This window comes from Mesorhizobium sp. LNJC391B00 (assembly GCF_000502535.1).
Classification (GTDB): domain Bacteria; phylum Pseudomonadota; class Alphaproteobacteria; order Rhizobiales; family Rhizobiaceae; genus Mesorhizobium.
The window spans coordinates 191,213-207,134 of record NZ_AYWI01000005.1; the positions used below are offsets into that span (position 1 = coordinate 191,213).

The 15,922-nt window shown below is 59.2% G+C and carries 15 protein-coding genes; 6 read left to right on the top strand and 9 right to left on the bottom strand.

Going from position 1 to position 15,922, the window contains the following annotated elements:
* Both cysD and X750_RS150430 read right to left on the bottom strand, forming a co-directional pair.
* The gene (gene cysD, locus X750_RS150435; protein WP_023670717.1) at positions 1-906 is read right to left on the bottom strand and encodes a sulfate adenylyltransferase subunit CysD; all 906 of its coding nucleotides are present in this window, start codon (positions 904-906) and stop codon (positions 1-3) included.
* Between the two features lie 73 nt (positions 907-979).
* A complete protein-coding gene (locus tag X750_RS150430; RefSeq protein ID WP_245261131.1) occupies positions 980-1,528 on the bottom strand; it encodes a hypothetical protein in 549 nt (182 codons plus the stop codon).
* Between X750_RS150430 and X750_RS150425 the strand changes: the two genes are divergently transcribed.
* Both X750_RS150425 and X750_RS150420 read left to right on the top strand, forming a co-directional pair.
* On the top strand, positions 1,515-2,606 hold the full coding sequence (locus X750_RS150425) for an O-antigen ligase family protein (RefSeq protein WP_245271838.1): 1,092 nt from the start codon (positions 1,515-1,517) through the stop codon (positions 2,604-2,606). The two genes, X750_RS150430 and X750_RS150425, sit on opposite strands and share 14 nt — an antisense overlap.
* Complete coding sequence (locus tag X750_RS150420; RefSeq protein WP_023705479.1) at positions 2,603-3,553, top strand: NAD-dependent epimerase/dehydratase family protein; 951 nt, start codon at positions 2,603-2,605, stop codon at positions 3,551-3,553. The genes X750_RS150425 and X750_RS150420 overlap by 4 nt, the downstream gene beginning before the upstream one ends.
* Here X750_RS150420 and X750_RS150415 read toward each other — a convergent pair.
* The 5 genes from X750_RS150415 to X750_RS1000000166875 all read right to left on the bottom strand — a co-directional run bounded on the left by X750_RS150415 (position 3,544) and on the right by X750_RS1000000166875 (position 8,446).
* A complete protein-coding gene (locus X750_RS150415; RefSeq protein WP_023705480.1) occupies positions 3,544-4,083 on the bottom strand; it encodes a sugar transferase in 540 nt (179 codons plus the stop codon). The genes X750_RS150420 and X750_RS150415 overlap by 10 nt on opposite strands.
* A gap of 17 nt (positions 4,084-4,100) precedes the next feature.
* A complete protein-coding gene (locus X750_RS150410) occupies positions 4,101-5,033 on the bottom strand; it encodes a glycosyltransferase family 2 protein (RefSeq protein WP_023705481.1) in 933 nt (310 codons plus the stop codon).
* Between the two features lie 140 nt (positions 5,034-5,173).
* Complete coding sequence (locus tag X750_RS150405; RefSeq protein ID WP_031196486.1) at positions 5,174-7,162, bottom strand: nucleoside-diphosphate sugar epimerase/dehydratase; 1,989 nt, start codon at positions 7,160-7,162, stop codon at positions 5,174-5,176.
* 193 nt (positions 7,163-7,355) lie between these two features.
* Positions 7,356-8,111 (bottom strand): hypothetical protein, encoded by a 756-nt coding sequence (locus X750_RS0132710; RefSeq protein WP_023709659.1) that lies wholly within the window; start codon positions 8,109-8,111, stop codon positions 7,356-7,358.
* A 170-nt stretch (positions 8,112-8,281) separates the two neighbouring features.
* Positions 8,282-8,446 (bottom strand): hypothetical protein, encoded by a 165-nt coding sequence (locus X750_RS1000000166875; protein ID WP_023705484.1) that lies wholly within the window; start codon positions 8,444-8,446, stop codon positions 8,282-8,284.
* A gap of 261 nt (positions 8,447-8,707) precedes the next feature.
* Here X750_RS1000000166875 and X750_RS1000000166880 point away from each other — a divergent pair, with 261 nt between their 5' ends.
* Positions 8,708-9,208, top strand: coding sequence for a hypothetical protein (locus tag X750_RS1000000166880; protein ID WP_245271839.1), 501 nt, complete (start codon positions 8,708-8,710; stop codon positions 9,206-9,208).
* A 40-nt stretch (positions 9,209-9,248) separates the two neighbouring features.
* Positions 9,249-9,497 (top strand): hypothetical protein, encoded by a 249-nt coding sequence (locus X750_RS1000000166885; RefSeq protein ID WP_245271840.1) that lies wholly within the window; start codon positions 9,249-9,251, stop codon positions 9,495-9,497.
* 262 nt (positions 9,498-9,759) lie between these two features.
* On the opposite strand, the gene X750_RS1000000164460 is transcribed toward X750_RS1000000166885, so the two are convergent.
* Entirely contained in the window at positions 9,760-12,438 is a 2,679-nt protein-coding gene (locus X750_RS1000000164460; protein WP_084013503.1) for a class I SAM-dependent methyltransferase, read from the bottom strand.
* A gap of 14 nt (positions 12,439-12,452) precedes the next feature.
* Positions 12,453-13,211 carry a TylF/MycF/NovP-related O-methyltransferase gene (locus tag X750_RS150400; protein WP_023708419.1) on the bottom strand — a complete coding sequence of 253 codons (759 nt, stop codon included), beginning with the start codon at positions 13,209-13,211 and terminating at the stop codon, positions 12,453-12,455.
* A gap of 150 nt (positions 13,212-13,361) precedes the next feature.
* Between X750_RS150400 and X750_RS150395 the strand changes: the two genes are divergently transcribed.
* Positions 13,362-14,285: a class I SAM-dependent methyltransferase gene (locus X750_RS150395; protein ID WP_023747527.1), complete on the top strand. Its 924-nt coding sequence runs from the start codon at positions 13,362-13,364 to the stop codon at positions 14,283-14,285.
* An 838-nt stretch (positions 14,286-15,123) separates the two neighbouring features.
* Entirely contained in the window at positions 15,124-15,915 is a 792-nt protein-coding gene (locus X750_RS150390) for an ABC transporter permease (protein ID WP_023705490.1), read from the top strand.
* The last annotated feature ends 7 nt before the right edge of the window (positions 15,916-15,922 follow it).

Sequence of the window (15,922 nt, forward strand, 5' to 3'; positions counted from 1 at the left end):
TCAGAAATATCCCTCGCGCTTCTTCTTTTCCATCGAGCCGGCTTCATCGCGGTCGATGAGGCGGCCCTGGCGCTCGGAGGTGCGCGCCGTCAGCATCTCGCCGACGATGGCTTCGAGCGTGTCGGCGTCGGATTCGATGGCGCCGGTCAGCGGATAACAGCCGAGCGTGCGGAAACGCACCAGACGGTTCTCCATCGTCTCACCGGGGCGCAATTGCATGCGATCGTCATCCTTCATGATCAGCATGCCGTCGCGTTCGACCACCGGCCGCTCCTTGGCGAAATAGAGCGGCACGATCGGGATGTTTTCCTGCAGAATGTACTGCCAGATATCGAGCTCGGTCCAGTTCGACAGCGGAAACACGCGGATCGATTCGCCCGGCGCGATGCGGGTGTTGAAGATCTTCCACATCTCCGGCCGCTGGTTCTTCGGGTCCCAGACATGCTGGGCGTTGCGGAAGGAAAAGATGCGCTCCTTGGCGCGCGACTTCTCCTCGTCGCGCCGAGCCCCGCCGAAGGCAGCGTCAAAGCCGTATTTGTCGAGCGCCTGGCGCAACGCCACCGTCTTCATGACATGGGTGTGGGTGTTCGAGCCATGGTCAAAGGGGTTGATACCGTCGCGCACGCCGTCTTCATTGACGTGGACCAGCAGGTCGAAGCCGAGCTTCTGCGCCATCTGGTCGCGAAAGGCGATCATCTCGCGGAACTTCCAGGTGGTGTCGACATGCAGGAAGGGGAAAGGCGGCTTGGCCGGATAGAAGGCCTTCATCGCCAGATGCATCAGCACGGAGGAATCCTTGCCGACGGAATAGAGCATCACCGGCTTGGAGAAGGAGGCCGCAACCTCACGGAAGATGTGGATGGACTCGGCCTCGAGCCGCTGCAGATGCGTAAGCGCGATGTTCATGGACTGTGAGCGTTCTCTCGTGCAATCCAGACCTTGCATCAGATGGATCGGGCGTCCTTTTCAGCCGCCCGGTTCAAGCTTCACTGCTGGACACTATCGGTTCGTGCCGGCGTTCTAGCAGATCGCCACCTGATATAACAACGCTGGAAAGGCCGGCGGCCACACCGATCGGCAACGAATTTTCCATGAAAAGCCCAGAATCGGGAAATTCCTGCCCGACGGAGCGATAGCCTTCAAAGGCCGGGAAAAATCTTGCCTGGACCGAAAGAAACGCCGGCCCGACCTCGTCGCACTTTCGAAAACCGCACCCAGCCGCTATACCGGCTCCTGAACCTGCGCCGGGCGGCATGCCGCAAATGCCGCGCCAAACATTGTCCGTCGCCACGCGACCCAGCGCATTGTGAACCAGAGCATTGACCCCGATCTCCGCCATCAAGCAGCACGTTTCGCCGTCACGGATCAACATCACCTTCTCCATTCTGTGCTTCTTTTTCCCGCCGGTGCTGGGATCGGCGGTCAGCTTTTTGTTCAATGGCGGCGGCCTGTGGTCGGTGCTTCTGCTTGCGTTGAAAAGACGGCGTTTCAACATTGACCGGCCGATGACCGTGATGACGGTGGCCATCTATGCCTATTGCGCAGCCAGCGTGCTCGCCTCCATCGTCAACAATTCGATCGCCAGGGATGCGCCGCATCTGGCAGGGCTGATCACCTTCCTGTTTTTCCCTGTCTCATACGCGACCTGGAGCATTACCGAGAAAACCACGCTGACGCGCATCGTCGTGCTGGCGAGCGCCGCCGCCTGTTTTGGCGCCGTGCTGCTGGCGGTCGTGCAATATCACGGGCTGGGCATACGGGCCGAAGGCGGCGCCGGCAATCCGATCGTGTTCGCGACCGTCGCCTGCCTCAGCATGATGATGTGCCTGGCAGGCGCTTTATCGGGTGTAGAAAAGAACAGGACGTTGCTGGCCTGCGCGACACTGGCCGGCGCGGTCGCCATTGTCTATTCGGGATCTCGGATAATCTGGCTGGCGATGCTGGTGGCCGGCATCGCGGTCCTGCTGATCAACCGTCGCAAGCTCAACAACAGAAACGCCATTCGGCTTTTGCTGATTGCGGGGGCGACCGGCATCGTCATCGCTGTCATCGGTCTCCCCATCATTTCCGAGCGCGCGGCCTTCCTGTTCAGCGACTGGGATGCGCTCGCCACGAAGGGCGACCACACGACCGCGCTCGGCTTGCGCGCCGCACTTTGGCAGATTGGCCTGAGCGCCTTCCACGACATGCCGATTTTCGGCCACGGCATTGCCGCAAGCCGCGAGCTGATAAAGGATGGGTTCCACAATCAGTTCAACATGCCGTCGACGGGCTTCAGCCATTTCCACAATGGCTTCCTGACCGCATTGGTGGAGGCCGGCCTGCTTGGAGCCGTAACGCTCGCGGCTGTGTTCGTCGTTGCCGCGAGAAACGCGGCCATCGTGCTGCGCACCAGCGCGGACGCGATCGAGCGGTTCGGCGCCACGATGATTGTCGTCACTGCGATCACCTATCTCATCGGCGGCCTGACCGGCATCCTGGTCGGCCACGACATCCTCGATGCCACACTGATGGTGTTTCTGGTGTCCGGGACCTATCTTGCATCGGGCCGGCAACAAATGCTGCCGGAACAACCGGCCCCGGCGCCCCAGGCAAGCCGGCCGTGAAAGTGCTGGTCACAGGCGCGACGGGTTTCATCGGCAGGCAGGTGGTCAACCAGCTTCGCGAAGCCGGGTTCGGGGTGCGCATGGCATCGCGCCACCCGGAACGGCTCGATCCCGTGAGCGATGCGGTTTTGTTGCCGGACTTCGACGCGCCGGCCCAGGCATTCCAGGCGCTGATGCGAGATGTCACCCATGTCGTCCACTGTGCGGCGCTCAACAATGACCGCAAGGCGAGCGAAGCCGACTTCATGGCCGCCAACGCGACACTGACCGCCCAGCTGGCGCGCGCGGCCGCCTGGCGGACAAGCGGGCGCTTCGTCTATCTGTCATCGATCCGGGCGGTGGCCGGTCCCGGTTTCAGCGGAACCATCAGTGAAGCGACGCCAGCAGCCCCGCAATGCGCCTATGGGCGCTCGAAACGCGAAGGCGAGATCAGGATGCTCGAAGCCTATGCCTCCAGGCCCTCCGACGCCACGACGTTGCGCCTGCCGCCGGTCTATGGCGAAGGCATGAAGGGAAACCTGGCGTACCTGATGCGGCTGAGCGGCATGCCTATAGCCTTGTCGCTGCCGGCGGCGACCTTCAGCGGCCTCCGATCATTGATGTCATGCGAGAGTGCGGCGCGAACCGCTGTTTATCTGTTCAGCCGTCCGCAGTCGGTTCGCCGGGCCTACGTCGCCTGCGACCTCCCGCCCCTCCCGGTCTCATCCATCATCATGGCCTTCCGGGACGGTTATGGCTACTCGTTGAAGCTGTCCAGAGTGCCCGGCGGCCTGGTGCGGACAGCACTGACCTTGATCGGCAAACGCACGGCATGGGAGGCGATGACCGCGACCCAAATTTGCGATCCGTCCGTGCTGGTATCCGAAGGCTGGGCGCCACAGACCGATTCGCTCGAACAGCTGACCGAGCTCGCACGCCGCTACAAATCGGGTGCCGTTCAGCGGTAGAAAATCGTGCCTATGAGAATGCGGACATCGAGGCCCACCGATGCCGACTTTAAATACTCGGCATCGGTTTCGGCGCAGAGCTTTGGGTCGGACATGTCGATGCCTTTCATCTGCGCGAGCCCGGTAATGCCCGGAAGCGCCGCAAGCACACCCAATTGCCTGCGGCGTTCGACCAATTCCGTCTGCGTGGGCAGGCACGGCCGCGGTCCGACCAGGCTCATCTCGCCCTTGAGCACGTTCCAGAGCTGCGGCAGCTCGTCGATCTTGAATTTCCGCAGCACCTTGCCGACGGCAGTGACGGAAATTGCCGGCGCCTGATGCGAGGGCAGAGACGGCGTTCCCACAACCATCGTGCGCAGCTTGTGGCAGGCAAACGGCACCCCGTGCTGGCCGACACGGGTTTGAGAGAAGAGTGCCGGTCCAGGCGACGTCGTCCTGATTGCCAGCATGGCAAGCAGGATGAAAGGCGAGGCCAGTGGCAGCAGCAGCGCCGCCACCGCCAGGTCGAAAGCTCGCTTGGGTTCCCTCATGGCCGTGTCTGCATGCTCTAGATCCGCCGCCAGATGAAGGCCAGATAGAGCCCAAGCGTCCCAGCCAGCGTCTGCCGGTAGACGCCGCTTTTTCTGAGAAGGCGCAGGCGTCGCAAGATACCGCCCTTTCGTGCCCTGATGAACAGGCCGAGACAGGCGGCGGCATCCCTCGAGAGGATGTCGCGATTGACCGCCAGGCCACTCAGATTGTGATCGGTCCAGACGGCGAACTCGCCCCTGAAGAGGCGCCCCAGCCGCGACAGCCTCGCCTTCCACGACACGTTGGCGCCGACCAGGTTTGCCTCATGCTGGCGGTAGCGCACCAGCGGTCGCGGGTCATAGCGAACAATGCCGCCGGCAGCCGTGACGATCAGATAGGTCCACCAGTCATGGCTGACGAACTCGGTCCTTGCCGATGCCTTTGCCAGCAACTTTCGCGCGGCGCGGTTGATCATCATCGTGTTGCCGCCGGCAATGCTTTGCACAAGCGCATTGCGAAATGCGGGTGGATGCTGGAACAGCGGCGAATACCCTTGCGCCGCTCCGGTTTCGGACATGGTCGCGGTCCTGGAGCAAAACAGCAGCGGCGTTGCGGCATCGTGCCCTTGCATCCAGGCAATAGCGCTCTCCAACCTATCCGGCTCCCAGATGTCATCCTGGTCGCAGAAGGCGTAGTAGTCGGCCTCGATGCGCGGATCGATGATCATCGCGCGGAAATTGGCGGCAAAGCCCTGGCGAGGACCATTCGACAGGGTCAACCGGCCCTTGGACCAGCGGCTCTGCCAGGCGCCGATAATGGCCGAAGTGCCGTCTGTCGAACCGTCGTCGGAAACCCAGAGGTCGACAACAGGATGCGATTGCGCAGCCAGCGACGCGAGCTGCTCGTCAAGGAAAGCCGCGCCATCTTTCGTGCCCAGCAGCACGGCCACGCGCTGATCTTGTCTGCTCACTGGTTCAAAATCATCTGCAAACGCCTGGGAACGGCCATCGGATCGGTTTCAATAGCCAATCCCGGTCGATCAGGACAGGCTCTTTGTTTTGACGCAATCCCGGACGGGAAAACCGCTCCACACTTTTTCCTGGAATTGCTCTAACCAGCTTGCCCGACTGTTTTCGCAACGGTTTCCCGGCGTGCGTCACTTGGAGGCTCTTCCGCCTGATAGAGGGCGGCCATGACGGCGAGCGCCGAGGCCTTGTCCTGATCGCGCATGGCCGCCTGCAGCGATGTCAGCGCCGCCTGGACCTTGGGCCATCCCACGACATCGGTTCTGAGGCCGAAGATCTTGGGGATATCCAGCGCGACGATCTCCTCATTGCCGCCATGCAGCACCTCGTGAAGCTTCTCGCCCGGCCTGATCCCGGTGAAACGGATCGGAATGTCGGTGTAGGGGCTTTTGCCGGCCATGCGGATCATGGTTTCAGCGACTTCGAGGATCGGCACCGGCTTGCCCATGTCGAGCATGTAGATGGCGTAGTCGTCCTTGCCCTGGCGCCGCTCGGCGTCGGCCGCCGACATGATGACGAGGTCGACGGCTTCGGCCACCGTCATGAAGTAGCGGGTCATGCGGCGATCGGTGATGGTGACCGGACCGCCGGCCTCGATCTGCGCCTGGAAGATGGTGGCGACCGAGCCATTGGAGCCGAAGACATTGCCGAACCGCACGGCGATGAACTTGGTGCCGGAGCGACGGCCGCTAGGCCCGGTGGCGTGCGTTTCGTGCAGCGAAGAGACGATCTGCTCGGCGGCGCGTTTCGTCATGCCGAGCACCGAGGTCGGATCGACCGCCTTGTCGCTGGAAATCAGCAGGAACTGCGGCACCCCGCATTTGGCGGCAACCTCGGCGCAGACGAGGGTGCCCAAAATGTTGGTCTGGATCGCCGATTCCCAATTTTCCTCGAGCAGCGGCACATGTTTGAGCGCGGCGGCATGGAAGATGATGTCGGGCTTGAAATCGCTGACGACGCGGGTGATCTGGCGCCGGTCTGTGACATCGACGATGCGGCTCTTGAGCCGGACATGGTCCTTTTCGTCAACCTGCTGGTCGAGCTGGAAAATACCGAACTCCGAGATATCGGCGACCAGAACCGCCTCGGCGCCAAGTTCCAGCGACCGCTTGACCAGGATGCGACCGATTGAGCCGGCGCCGCCGGTGACCAGGACGCGCTTGCCGTTGAGGAAGCCGCCAATGCGCTCAATGTCGGATGGAACCGTTGAGCGGCGCAGGATGGTTTCCATCTCGACGGCATCGAGAACCAGCTTTCCGCGCTGCCCGAGCTCCGAGACGCCGGAGAACTGGACGACGGCGATGCCGCTATGACGGGCGATGCGAACCAGTTCCGAAAATTCTTCGATCTCGCGCTCGGCGCCTTTGCCGAAAATCAGCATGTCGAGGCTTTTGGTGCCTCTTGCATATTCTTCGAGGACCTCGACCAGGCGGGGGCGCACGGCCACCACCGGAACGCCGTGGATCTGCGTGCCCAAAGGCGCGCCGTTCTCGATGGCCATGATCCCGGCGATGGAATATTCGGCCGGCTCTGCCGTGCGCGTGAACCGGATTATGACGTCTGCTTCGCCGAGCCTGCCGACGAACAGCGCCTGCTTGATCGCCACATTGTTTGCGTTGCGGCTCAGGATCCGCCAGCTCGCCCCGTCGCGCAGGAACCGGTAATAGAGCCGAGGCGCCGATATGATGGTGAAGGAGACGAGGAAAAAGACGATGAACTGGCGCTCGTTGAGGCCGGTCACCGGCTGAAACGATCGAACCGCCAGCGAGACGACATAGAGCGTGACGGTCAGGATGGCGCAGCTCTTCAGGATGTTGAAGAAGTCCGGCGTGGAGGCGAAACGCCACACGGTGTTGTAGAGGCCGCAATAGCGAAACAGCATATGGCTGAGAAAAACAATACTTGCCCAGCACGCCAGGCCGGCCGTGGAGAGCGCGTCGAATGAAAGTCTCGACTGCGAAAGCCCCAGACTCAGCGCCACCGCGACCAGGACCATGACCAGGTCCTGGATCATTATAATGGCGCGCCGCATCTTCGGCCGAAGTCCGGACACGACCTCTACATAGGATGTCATTGGGTGGTACTGAACTCCAGGCGCAAGGACTTATGCATAAAGTGGCGCCAGATTGACTGTCATCCGTCACCGACCACGTGTCTTAATGTGCCAAATCCTCCGCCCGCCGCCCTGTATCGCATAGCGCGGAGTTGAGGGCATCGCCAGCGGTTTTTTGGATGTGCGTGTGGTTAAGGCGCTGCTTCCGGCTAGATCATCCCGCGTGCAAGATGCGAGTACCTTCAAACTTCAGGCGCTTGGCAATAGGCTGTACATTGTCCTTATAAGTAATGCATCTGCGGTAGATGCCAGCGGCGACCCGCTCTTTGCCAATCACTTCCCATTCTGGTGCCCATGAGCCCTCCCAATCAAAATGCTGGGAAATGAGACGTTCCCTGTCGAAACATTGGGGGTCCCGTTCGACTATTCTATGGGCCTCATCGGCGAGCGGGGAATAGCTCTCGACGGCGGCCATTTTTCTCGCTCGGGCAGCGTGGTCGAGTTGAATTTCCAGTCCAATAGGTCCCGCCACGTTTGGAACCGCTGCGGAGCAAAGGTGCTGTGCCACTTTCGCTGTCCTTTTCAGCGCTCCGGCGAGAGCCTGTCCATAGGCATAGGCTAGGTCATGTATCGGGTTGTAGCCATCGACCGCGTCCGACACGAATTGAACGTTTTTCGCGCCTGCCAAATCGGTGGCGATTTTCGTCAGCACATCAACAAAGAAGTCAGTTTCTCCAGCCAGCAGAGCTTCGTACCAGACGGCATCGGGAATATCGCCGAATACTGCGCCCGGCGTCGCGCCCGCAGCTTTCACAAGGTGGCGCGAGTACTGCGTACGCGCCGTTTGGCGACCGCCCGATCCGTCTGTCAGAAGGTAGACTCTGGGTTGTGCGCACTCGAGCCAATGGTAAACCCTGAGTTCATGTCCCGGATGGGCGAGAACCAAGACATTTTCCAGCTTTTCAGACAATCAATGGCTCCCTCCGAGATTTTGCAGAGCTTGTTTGGAAAACGGCTTCAAACTAAGACGCTTCCAATAGCTCTTGTGCCTGTCGCTCGTTTGCAGGCACGTTGCGAAACAAGCAAGGAACGCCGTTGCGGGTTCTTATCACCAATCTGTCCCTATCCCGCAATAGCGGGTCAGAAGCGGTTGTTGAATTGCTTGCTGACGGGCTCCGCAGTGGCGGGCATCATACCATGCTGCTGGCCCCAACTCTTGGCGATATGGCATTTAGAATGCGCCAGCGGGGGCATCATGTTGTAGACCGGATTGCCGAAATCGTCGAAAAGCCCGATGTAGTCCATGCCCAACACCTGACACGCTGTCTGACAGGTTTCCGGACGTGCCTGCCGTATTTTCATGCCACAAGTACCTTCTATGAGGTCGAAGCACCTATTCTTCATCCTCAAATACGCCATTGGATAGCCGTAGACGAAGCGTGTAGGCTTAAGTGCCTTTCGAGGGGGATTCCCGCTGACCAACTAAGCCTCGTCTACAATGCGGTTGATCTCAATCGCTTCAAACAACGCCCGCAACTGCCTGCGCGGCCCGCAAGAGGGCTGTTGTTGACGAAGAACTTCGATCACCAAGCGGCGGTTCGTCAGGCCTGCGCCAAAAATGGCATCGAGCTAGATGGACTGGGGCCTGCCACAGGCCGATTTTCGCATCAGCTCGAACAGGATTTGCTTGGCTATGATATCGTGTTTGCGACCGCCCGCATGGCAATCGAGGCGGCGGCAGTGGGATGTGCCGTTGTCGTCTGCGACGCACGCGGCTTTGCGGGGTTGCTCAACACCGCAAACATGCAGGCGTGGCGCCGAATGAATCTTGGCGTCGGTGTTTTGGCCAAACCCATGACAGTCGAGAATCTAATGGATGCGATCTCCAGATTCGATGCAGGCCATGCCGCAGCGGTTTCTGCGTATTTTCGAAGGGTGGCGGGAGATGCGCATTTCGTAGAGGAACATCTTCGAATCTATAGTCAGGCCATGCAAACCGACGAGGCACCGAACTTTGACGCGCGATTCCTCGCGACCGCCTCTTGGATGAAGAGATTGGTATCTTAGCATCAGCGCAGGCGATGGTTTCACATTGTAAAGGAGCTGCATGGATGGCCCAGATTCGCCAGAGCCAACTGCGCTTCTGATGATGTTGCAATCAAATACCGAAATTCTGAAGGGTAATGCCGCCTCTTTAACGAAACTGGGCGAGCAGGTCGGGTCGATCGAACTTGAAATTGCCAAAAGTCGCCAGATCATGCTCGGCGAATCCAATTCGCGCGCTGCCATCGCTGAAACCAGCCAAACCATGCTGCGCGCAATGGCAAAGAAGTTTCAGTCCTGGCAAATTTTGTGACCGAGATAAAGCGATTCTACAACCGCATGATCCCTCTGTTCATCCGAAAAATCCTTCTTTGGGCTCGCAGGAGAGATTGAATTTGGTCGCGCGCGAACGCTTCATCTGGGCGATCAGCAGAGGACTGGCGGCTTCGGCGGTGGTATGAGAAGTTCTAACCTTGCGCTCTCGGGAAGTGACCCTCGAAAACGCGAAGCCAGAATCGATAAATTGGCGTGGCGACGTGAGAACCGAGGGAACACCAGCATGGCCGGAACTCGACCTACCCCTGTCCTGTCATGAGAGACTGACGTTTGCCCTGCGGCCGTTTTTCAAAGACGACAATACTGTCATAGACACAGATCGAGTCTGTTGCATGGGTGAAGGCGTTCGCCGGCATTGCGCCGCGCGCGTGATGAGCGTTGATTTCGTCGAGCTTTCCCTTGGCAAATTCCATGAACGACCCGGGCCTGCGGAGCCCGCCACCATAGTCCTCCCAATAGCTCGTATGCGTGTCCTCGACCAAGTAAACGCCGTTCGGCTGCACATGATGGTAGAGATGCTCAAATGTCGCGATGACATGATCCATCATGTGACTGCCGTCATCGATGACGATGTCGATGGAACCATACTTCTCGACGATCCGATCGAGGAGTTGAGCGTCATCCTGGCTTCCAACGAAGACCTCCACGCCTCCGGACTCGTGCGCCTTGCATGCAGGATCGATATCGATTCCAACAATTCGCGCGCCCTCGCCGAAATAGGCTCGCCACATCTCGAGTGATCCTCCCTTATAGACGCCGACTTCAACGACGACCGGCCTTCGATTTCTGAACCTTTCGAAGTGACGTTCGTAAACGTCGAAATAGTGCAGCCATTTGTAGATCTCTTTGCCGCTGTTGTTCAAAAAGTACTGATGCAAGAACCCGCCCATCGTAGCCTCCTTGGCGTCGGACTTTGCCACCGCCAGTTGCTCTGATTGTGGCTGTCTCCTCCTTTTATGGACGAGGTTGGTCCTGAGCCGCGCAAACACCGGCTCCCATTCGTTTGCAACCAGGCAAAGCGCTTCCCCAAGATTTGCCGCGATCTCGGTGTATTCCATGTTTGCAAAGCGTTCTCCCGCTTGGACAATCCACGAAGGATCGTATCTAAGCTTGCCAAAGCCGGATACCACGGTGAGCCCGGTCCAAGGCGTTGCAATGGTAAACACGTCGAGATCAGGGCGAAGCGCCTTGAGCGCCGGAACCATTTTCCAGACATCGCCGGTGTGGAATTGCGTTGTCGGCGGAACCTTTTGCGTCGTGTCGTCCAGGGGAACAGTGTCGTGCACGAGCAAAACCGAGCCAGGGTCGCAGTAGTGTTCGAGGTTCGCAAAATCGCGCAATGCCTGGTCGAACGTGTGAAGACCGTCAATGAACCCTACACCCAACGGGCGGCCGGCTAGCAATGCATCCGCTCCGCCGCGATCAAAAAAGGTGTCACTCGTCTCTGGAAAAATGTGCGTTTCTGCGCTGAGTGCCATCGTGGCGCGTGGATTGGGATCGATCCCGATTGCAAGAGCCGGAGGCTTGATCTTGGAGAGCGATACGCCGTCACAGACGCCTATCTCTACCACGACAGTGGGTTCCAGCTCCGAGTAAAGACGCTCCAGCCAGTCGTAATAGAAAGGCCCGGCCATCCGTGTGCTGGCCAGGCCGACATGGGCCCCCACAGTATCCGGGTTGAGGTCCAATGCTTTGCGGTATTGGACTTCAGCCCTTTCGTTGTCGCCGATGGCAAAGTACGCATCACCGATCCCAGTAAAATAGGCGGCGTTTCGAACTGGATCGTGTCGGGCAAGAATGCCGGCAGAAGAAAGAAGTCGCGACGCAGCAAGCTCGGCGGGTGCATGCGTGCTTGCCATGCGAAGGATGTCTGCCGCCGTCTGATAGTGCCCCGACTGAAACTGACCCTTGGCCAACTCGACCAGCGTCGCCGCTGTCTGGTTCGCCGGCACGCGTTCTTCTGGCGGCCTCAAATGCGCCCTGAAGCCTGCGGCGGTGGCTGGAGCGACCCTGAATGGGTTTGCAATTGTCGCCCGGGCAAGGTGCGGCAGAAGCGATGAAGGCAGCGAACCCACGAATGCCGAGGGGGTGTGAAGGGTAAACTCGCCTGCCCCCCTCAACGCATCCCTTTCAGCCTTCCAGACGATCCAGTTCTTGCGCTGCTGGTCGACGCTTGCGTTGGTGGACACCCCGCCATGCAGTTGGTGAAATGTAGCCTCTCCCAGAGTGAGGATGAGCTGTGCTTGCGACAGCGTCATCGCACGTTCGAGCGTATCGAGGTTGACCAGGCCGCCGCCCGGACAGCTGAAGCGCTCATCCATGCCGCCGATCGCCTGCCAACCCTTCCGGCTCATGAAGAGGACATTCGCTTCGGCTATCGGCGAGAACCACGGATCGACCGACGACTCATCCATCGTCCCGATCTCGAACAATCGATACCCATCTTCTGGCCATCTGATCGATCGCAAAAGCGAATCCTCGATGGCCCGGGTATAGCCATTCCCGGACGCGTTCCCCTGGATGTCGCTTCCAAGATACCAGCCAGGCGCGGCCACGACTGCTGTCGGAGCCATGTCCAACCCGATGCGAGCGAAATGCACCAACCCGGGCGTCGCCATCCGTGCGCCGTCGATCATCACGCCGATCTTGTCTCCCCTCGCCTCCTTTATCCCGAGGTTGACGGCAGCCGCAGGCGAGGGTGACGCGTCATCGATGCGCAGCAGGCGAAAGTTCGGCCCATATTCCGCGACCAGGCTCCCACCAACCGCAGGTGATGATCCGTTGTCGACGACAATGACCTCGTAGTCGTCCGTCGTCACGCGTTGCTGATAGCGCGATGCGAGCGAAAGCAAGGTTCGGGGCAGTTCTCGGGCGATGTCGTAAGCGACAACAACGACGGACACGTAGTTCTGTTTCATAGCGCTTCCGTGGGTCAGTTGCCGGCAATAGGCTTCTGCCACCAACCGCCGGTCCAGTCTATCTCATGGATTTCCGCTTTGATGCGGTTACGAGCGCGGTAATCCTCGACTGCCTGCCGGCATGGCGGAACCGCAAGGTCATCTATGATCGCGAAACCGCCGGGCGACAGCCTCGGATAAAGCGCTTCAAGGCTGTCCGTCGTCGACTCATACATATCGCCGTCCAGCCGGATCAGGGCGAATGGACCGGCCCTCAGGCTGGGCAAGGTCTCACCGAACAGGCCTTTGACGAAGATCACCTGGTCATCCAAAAGGTCGTAGGCGGCAAAGTTGGATTCAACCTGTGCCTGATCAATCGCCAACTGGCGATATTCGTGCAGCCTGCCTCCCCGGTCAGCTGGAAAATTCTCGGCGTCTGGCGGTGGCAAACCGTCGAATGAGTCGGCTACGTAAACCTTCCTGTCCTTGACCTCATTGGCGGCCAGCACTCCCCTCATGAGGATGCAGCAGCCACCACGCCAGACGCCAGTCTCAATGAAATCCCCAGGCACGTTCTCATCAATGGCTCGCTGGACGAGGTCACGCACATTCGCCAAACGTTTCACACCCGCCATAGAATGAGCAATCGCCGGCCAATCGCGACCCAGGAGGCGATCCTCGCGATTGAAGGGCGTCGCCTCTCCGACTTTCGTCGGATCAATCACCTGCGAACCGGAGCCGTAGATGGTATTGGCAATGATCTTGATCAGGAGATCTGTATAGAGGCGGTTCACAATCGACCTTTCAGTACATCACGATTCCATATCGAAATAAGCTGTTGCGGATATCCGGCCAAAGTGCAACGGAACGACCATCAATTCGCGACGGCCTTTCCAAAGTGCCGCGCAAGCAAGTCGCAACCAATTGCCCAAGGAGCCACCCCAATGCCAACCGCCGAACAAGCGATGGGCATGATCGAGACGCTGGATATTGCCGTTTTCCAGGTCAAGACCGAGAGCACCCTCAGTGACCGCAAGAGTTTCCTTCGTGTCCAGAACTTCGCTCGATCGGTATTCGGCCACTATGTGTACCTTGAGGTCGGCTCGCATATCGGCGGAAGCCTCTTCCCGCACCTGATTGATCCGGCCTGCCAGGCAGCGATATCGGTTGATGCGCGGCCCACGGCGCAGCCTGACGAACGTTCACAGGTTTTTCACTACCCTGAAAACTCAGCGGCCCGAATGATCGCCGTGCTGTCGGATTGGATTCCTCCCGCCGCAATGGCCAAACTTACCACGATTGACAGCGACGTCTCCGACGTAAGTCCCGAGGCGGTCGATCCCAGGGCTACGCTCGCTCTGATCGACGGAGAGCACACGGACACGGCCTGTTTTTCGGACTTTGTCGGCGTTTTGCCGCTCATGGAGCAGGACTGTGTCGTTGCCTTCCACGACGCCAACCTGATCGCGGACGCGATTCTCAATGCGGAGCGCTTTCTCGACCATCTCGGCATCACGCACGAGACGGTATTCCTTCCTGACACCGTGGCCGTACTTGGCCTCGGCAGGCTCGCGTCTGCAGTCCGGGATCGGCTCCAGCCTCACGCATTGGACCGCAAGACTTTCCTGGACCTATCGCAACGGCAGCTATGGTCTCACATAGCCAAGGTGCACTCGCCCAAAATCCATGCCGAATTGGAGGGCCTGCGCTCGGACAATTCGCAGCTGGTCAAGGAGATTGAGCGCATGCAAAAGGCGAGCCGCGACGCGGAAGCCCGTGTCGCCGCCATGACGTCCAGCACGACCTGGCGCGCATCCGCCCCAGTACGAGCGGTGGTCGATCGCATCAAACGTCGCTTCGCAAGTTAAAGTCGCGATGAGCGCTGTTGGAGCCGACGATGAAGCAACTTGCCGGGGTGTCTATGGACGAAATTATTGAAACGCCGCACGTACCGCTCCGATCCATCCCACTGTGTACGATGGAGCGCCAAGCCGGAAAAGTCAGCACAGGTTACAAGCAACCTTTCCGCCCGTACCCCCAGCCCCCCGTGCGCCCGACATGTCAGGTATAACCGCCGCTGCTGGTGTGGATGCCGTCGAGCCCTGCACACTTGTGGAGCGGCAACCAGGAAACGCCGGCCGCATGAGGCGAACAGCATCGCGCCTGTCATCCATTATTGCACGCGAACAACCCTTAGCCCTATTCGCGAACGATCTCGGTGTAGGCCCTGGGCCCTTCGTCATCCTCGGAAACCGGCAGGTCTGCCAGTCCTCAGCCTCGACATTGGACAGACCGAGTGGCACTTTTCCCCTGCCGTCCGGCAGGTCAAACGGATTGCGAATGCCTGATAGGGACGCGCAGCGCGCTGACCAGCGCCTGGCTTTCTGCAACGGTGGGCCTCAAGCATGTGTCATCAACCAGTTCCTCGATTTGCCCCCGCAGTCTGCGACTCTCGTCGGATGAGCGACCGCGGACCCGACATCGTGATGTACTTTGGATCGGCGGCGAACTCCGCCTGGTTGGCAATGAACGGGAGATCGTACTGCATATCCCGAATGTTCGCTTTGCGAATCGATGGCAGCTTCACTACGACGCAGCGCGTTGCCATATGTGTGTCGCAATCAGTGTGAAGAGATCCTTGGCGGCTCCATTACAGCCATGGGAAAGCCATGAAGCCCAGAAACAGAAAATGCGATACCATCAGCGATGATTGCAGTATTTAACGGCGCCGTCGACGACATCAGCAAGGCTATGAAGTTGCACAGGGTCTGGATCGCCCTTGCCCATGAGGACATCGGCGATCAGCACAGGCGCACGACGCTCGGCCCGCTTTGGCTTCTGGTCAACTACGTCGCTTTCGTGGGCACGTTCGTTTTCGTGTTCCAGCCTGTCGGCAAGGATGCCGCCGGTTATTCCGCGTATGTCGCGATAGGCCTTCTGGTATGGTTCTATCTGATGGAAGTAATGTCCACGAGCGTGGCGCTCTTTCAACGCGAAGAGAGCTTCATCGAAGGCACGACGCTGCCTTTGTTCGTGTATGTGATGCGATTGGCATTGCAGTCTGTCATCAGAGCAGGCTATGCGATCGCGGGTTGCGTGTTCATTCTCGTCTTGAGCGGCTCCCCGATCGGCACTCCATGGCTGTGGTCACTGGCAGGATTGCTCCTGATCTTGTTCGCCACGCCTGCTCTTATCACCGTCTTCGCGTTTCTTGGAGCTTTCTTTCCCGACAGCCAGTTCATTGTTGGTAATTTGCTACGGGTCGGCATGTTCTTCACGCCTGTTTTCTGGGTGTACAACGGTCAAGACCCCGTCCAAACATACGCCTACGAATGGAATCCGTTCACCTATTTTCTGGAGATCGTCCGTTTGCCGATCATGACTGGAGAGTTTCCCACCCATGCTTTCACGGTAACGATCATCGTGTCATTGGCTACATGGATGATTGCATTGCTACTGCTTGGTCGTTATCGCAAGCAAGTCGTCTTCATCATCTGAGTTTTCG

Bases quoted from the DNA above. Each gene is read 5' to 3' on its own strand.
- X750_RS150425 (WP_245271838.1), top strand. From the start codon at position 1,515: ATGACGGTGGCCATCTATGCCTATTGCGCAGCCAGCGTGCTCGCCTCC.
- X750_RS150390 (WP_023705490.1), top strand. From the start codon at position 15,124: ATGATTGCAGTATTTAACGGCGCCGTCGACGACATCAGCAAGGCTATG.
- X750_RS150415 (WP_023705480.1), bottom strand. From the start codon at position 4,083: ATGAGGGAACCCAAGCGAGCTTTCGACCTGGCGGTGGCGGCGCTGCTG.
- X750_RS1000000166885 (WP_245271840.1), top strand. From the start codon at position 9,249: ATGGATGGCCCAGATTCGCCAGAGCCAACTGCGCTTCTGATGATGTTG.
- X750_RS150430 (WP_245261131.1), bottom strand. From the start codon at position 1,528: ATGGCCACCGTCATCACGGTCATCGGCCGGTCAATGTTGAAACGCCGT.
- X750_RS150395 (WP_023747527.1), top strand. From the start codon at position 13,362: ATGCCAACCGCCGAACAAGCGATGGGCATGATCGAGACGCTGGATATT.
- X750_RS1000000166875 (WP_023705484.1), bottom strand. From the start codon at position 8,446: ATGGACTACATCGGGCTTTTCGACGATTTCGGCAATCCGGTCTACAAC.
- X750_RS150405 (WP_031196486.1), bottom strand. From the start codon at position 7,162: ATGACATCCTATGTAGAGGTCGTGTCCGGACTTCGGCCGAAGATGCGG.
- X750_RS1000000164460 (WP_084013503.1), bottom strand. From the start codon at position 12,438: ATGAAACAGAACTACGTGTCCGTCGTTGTTGTCGCTTACGACATCGCC.
- cysD (WP_023670717.1), bottom strand. From the start codon at position 906: ATGAACATCGCGCTTACGCATCTGCAGCGGCTCGAGGCCGAGTCCATC.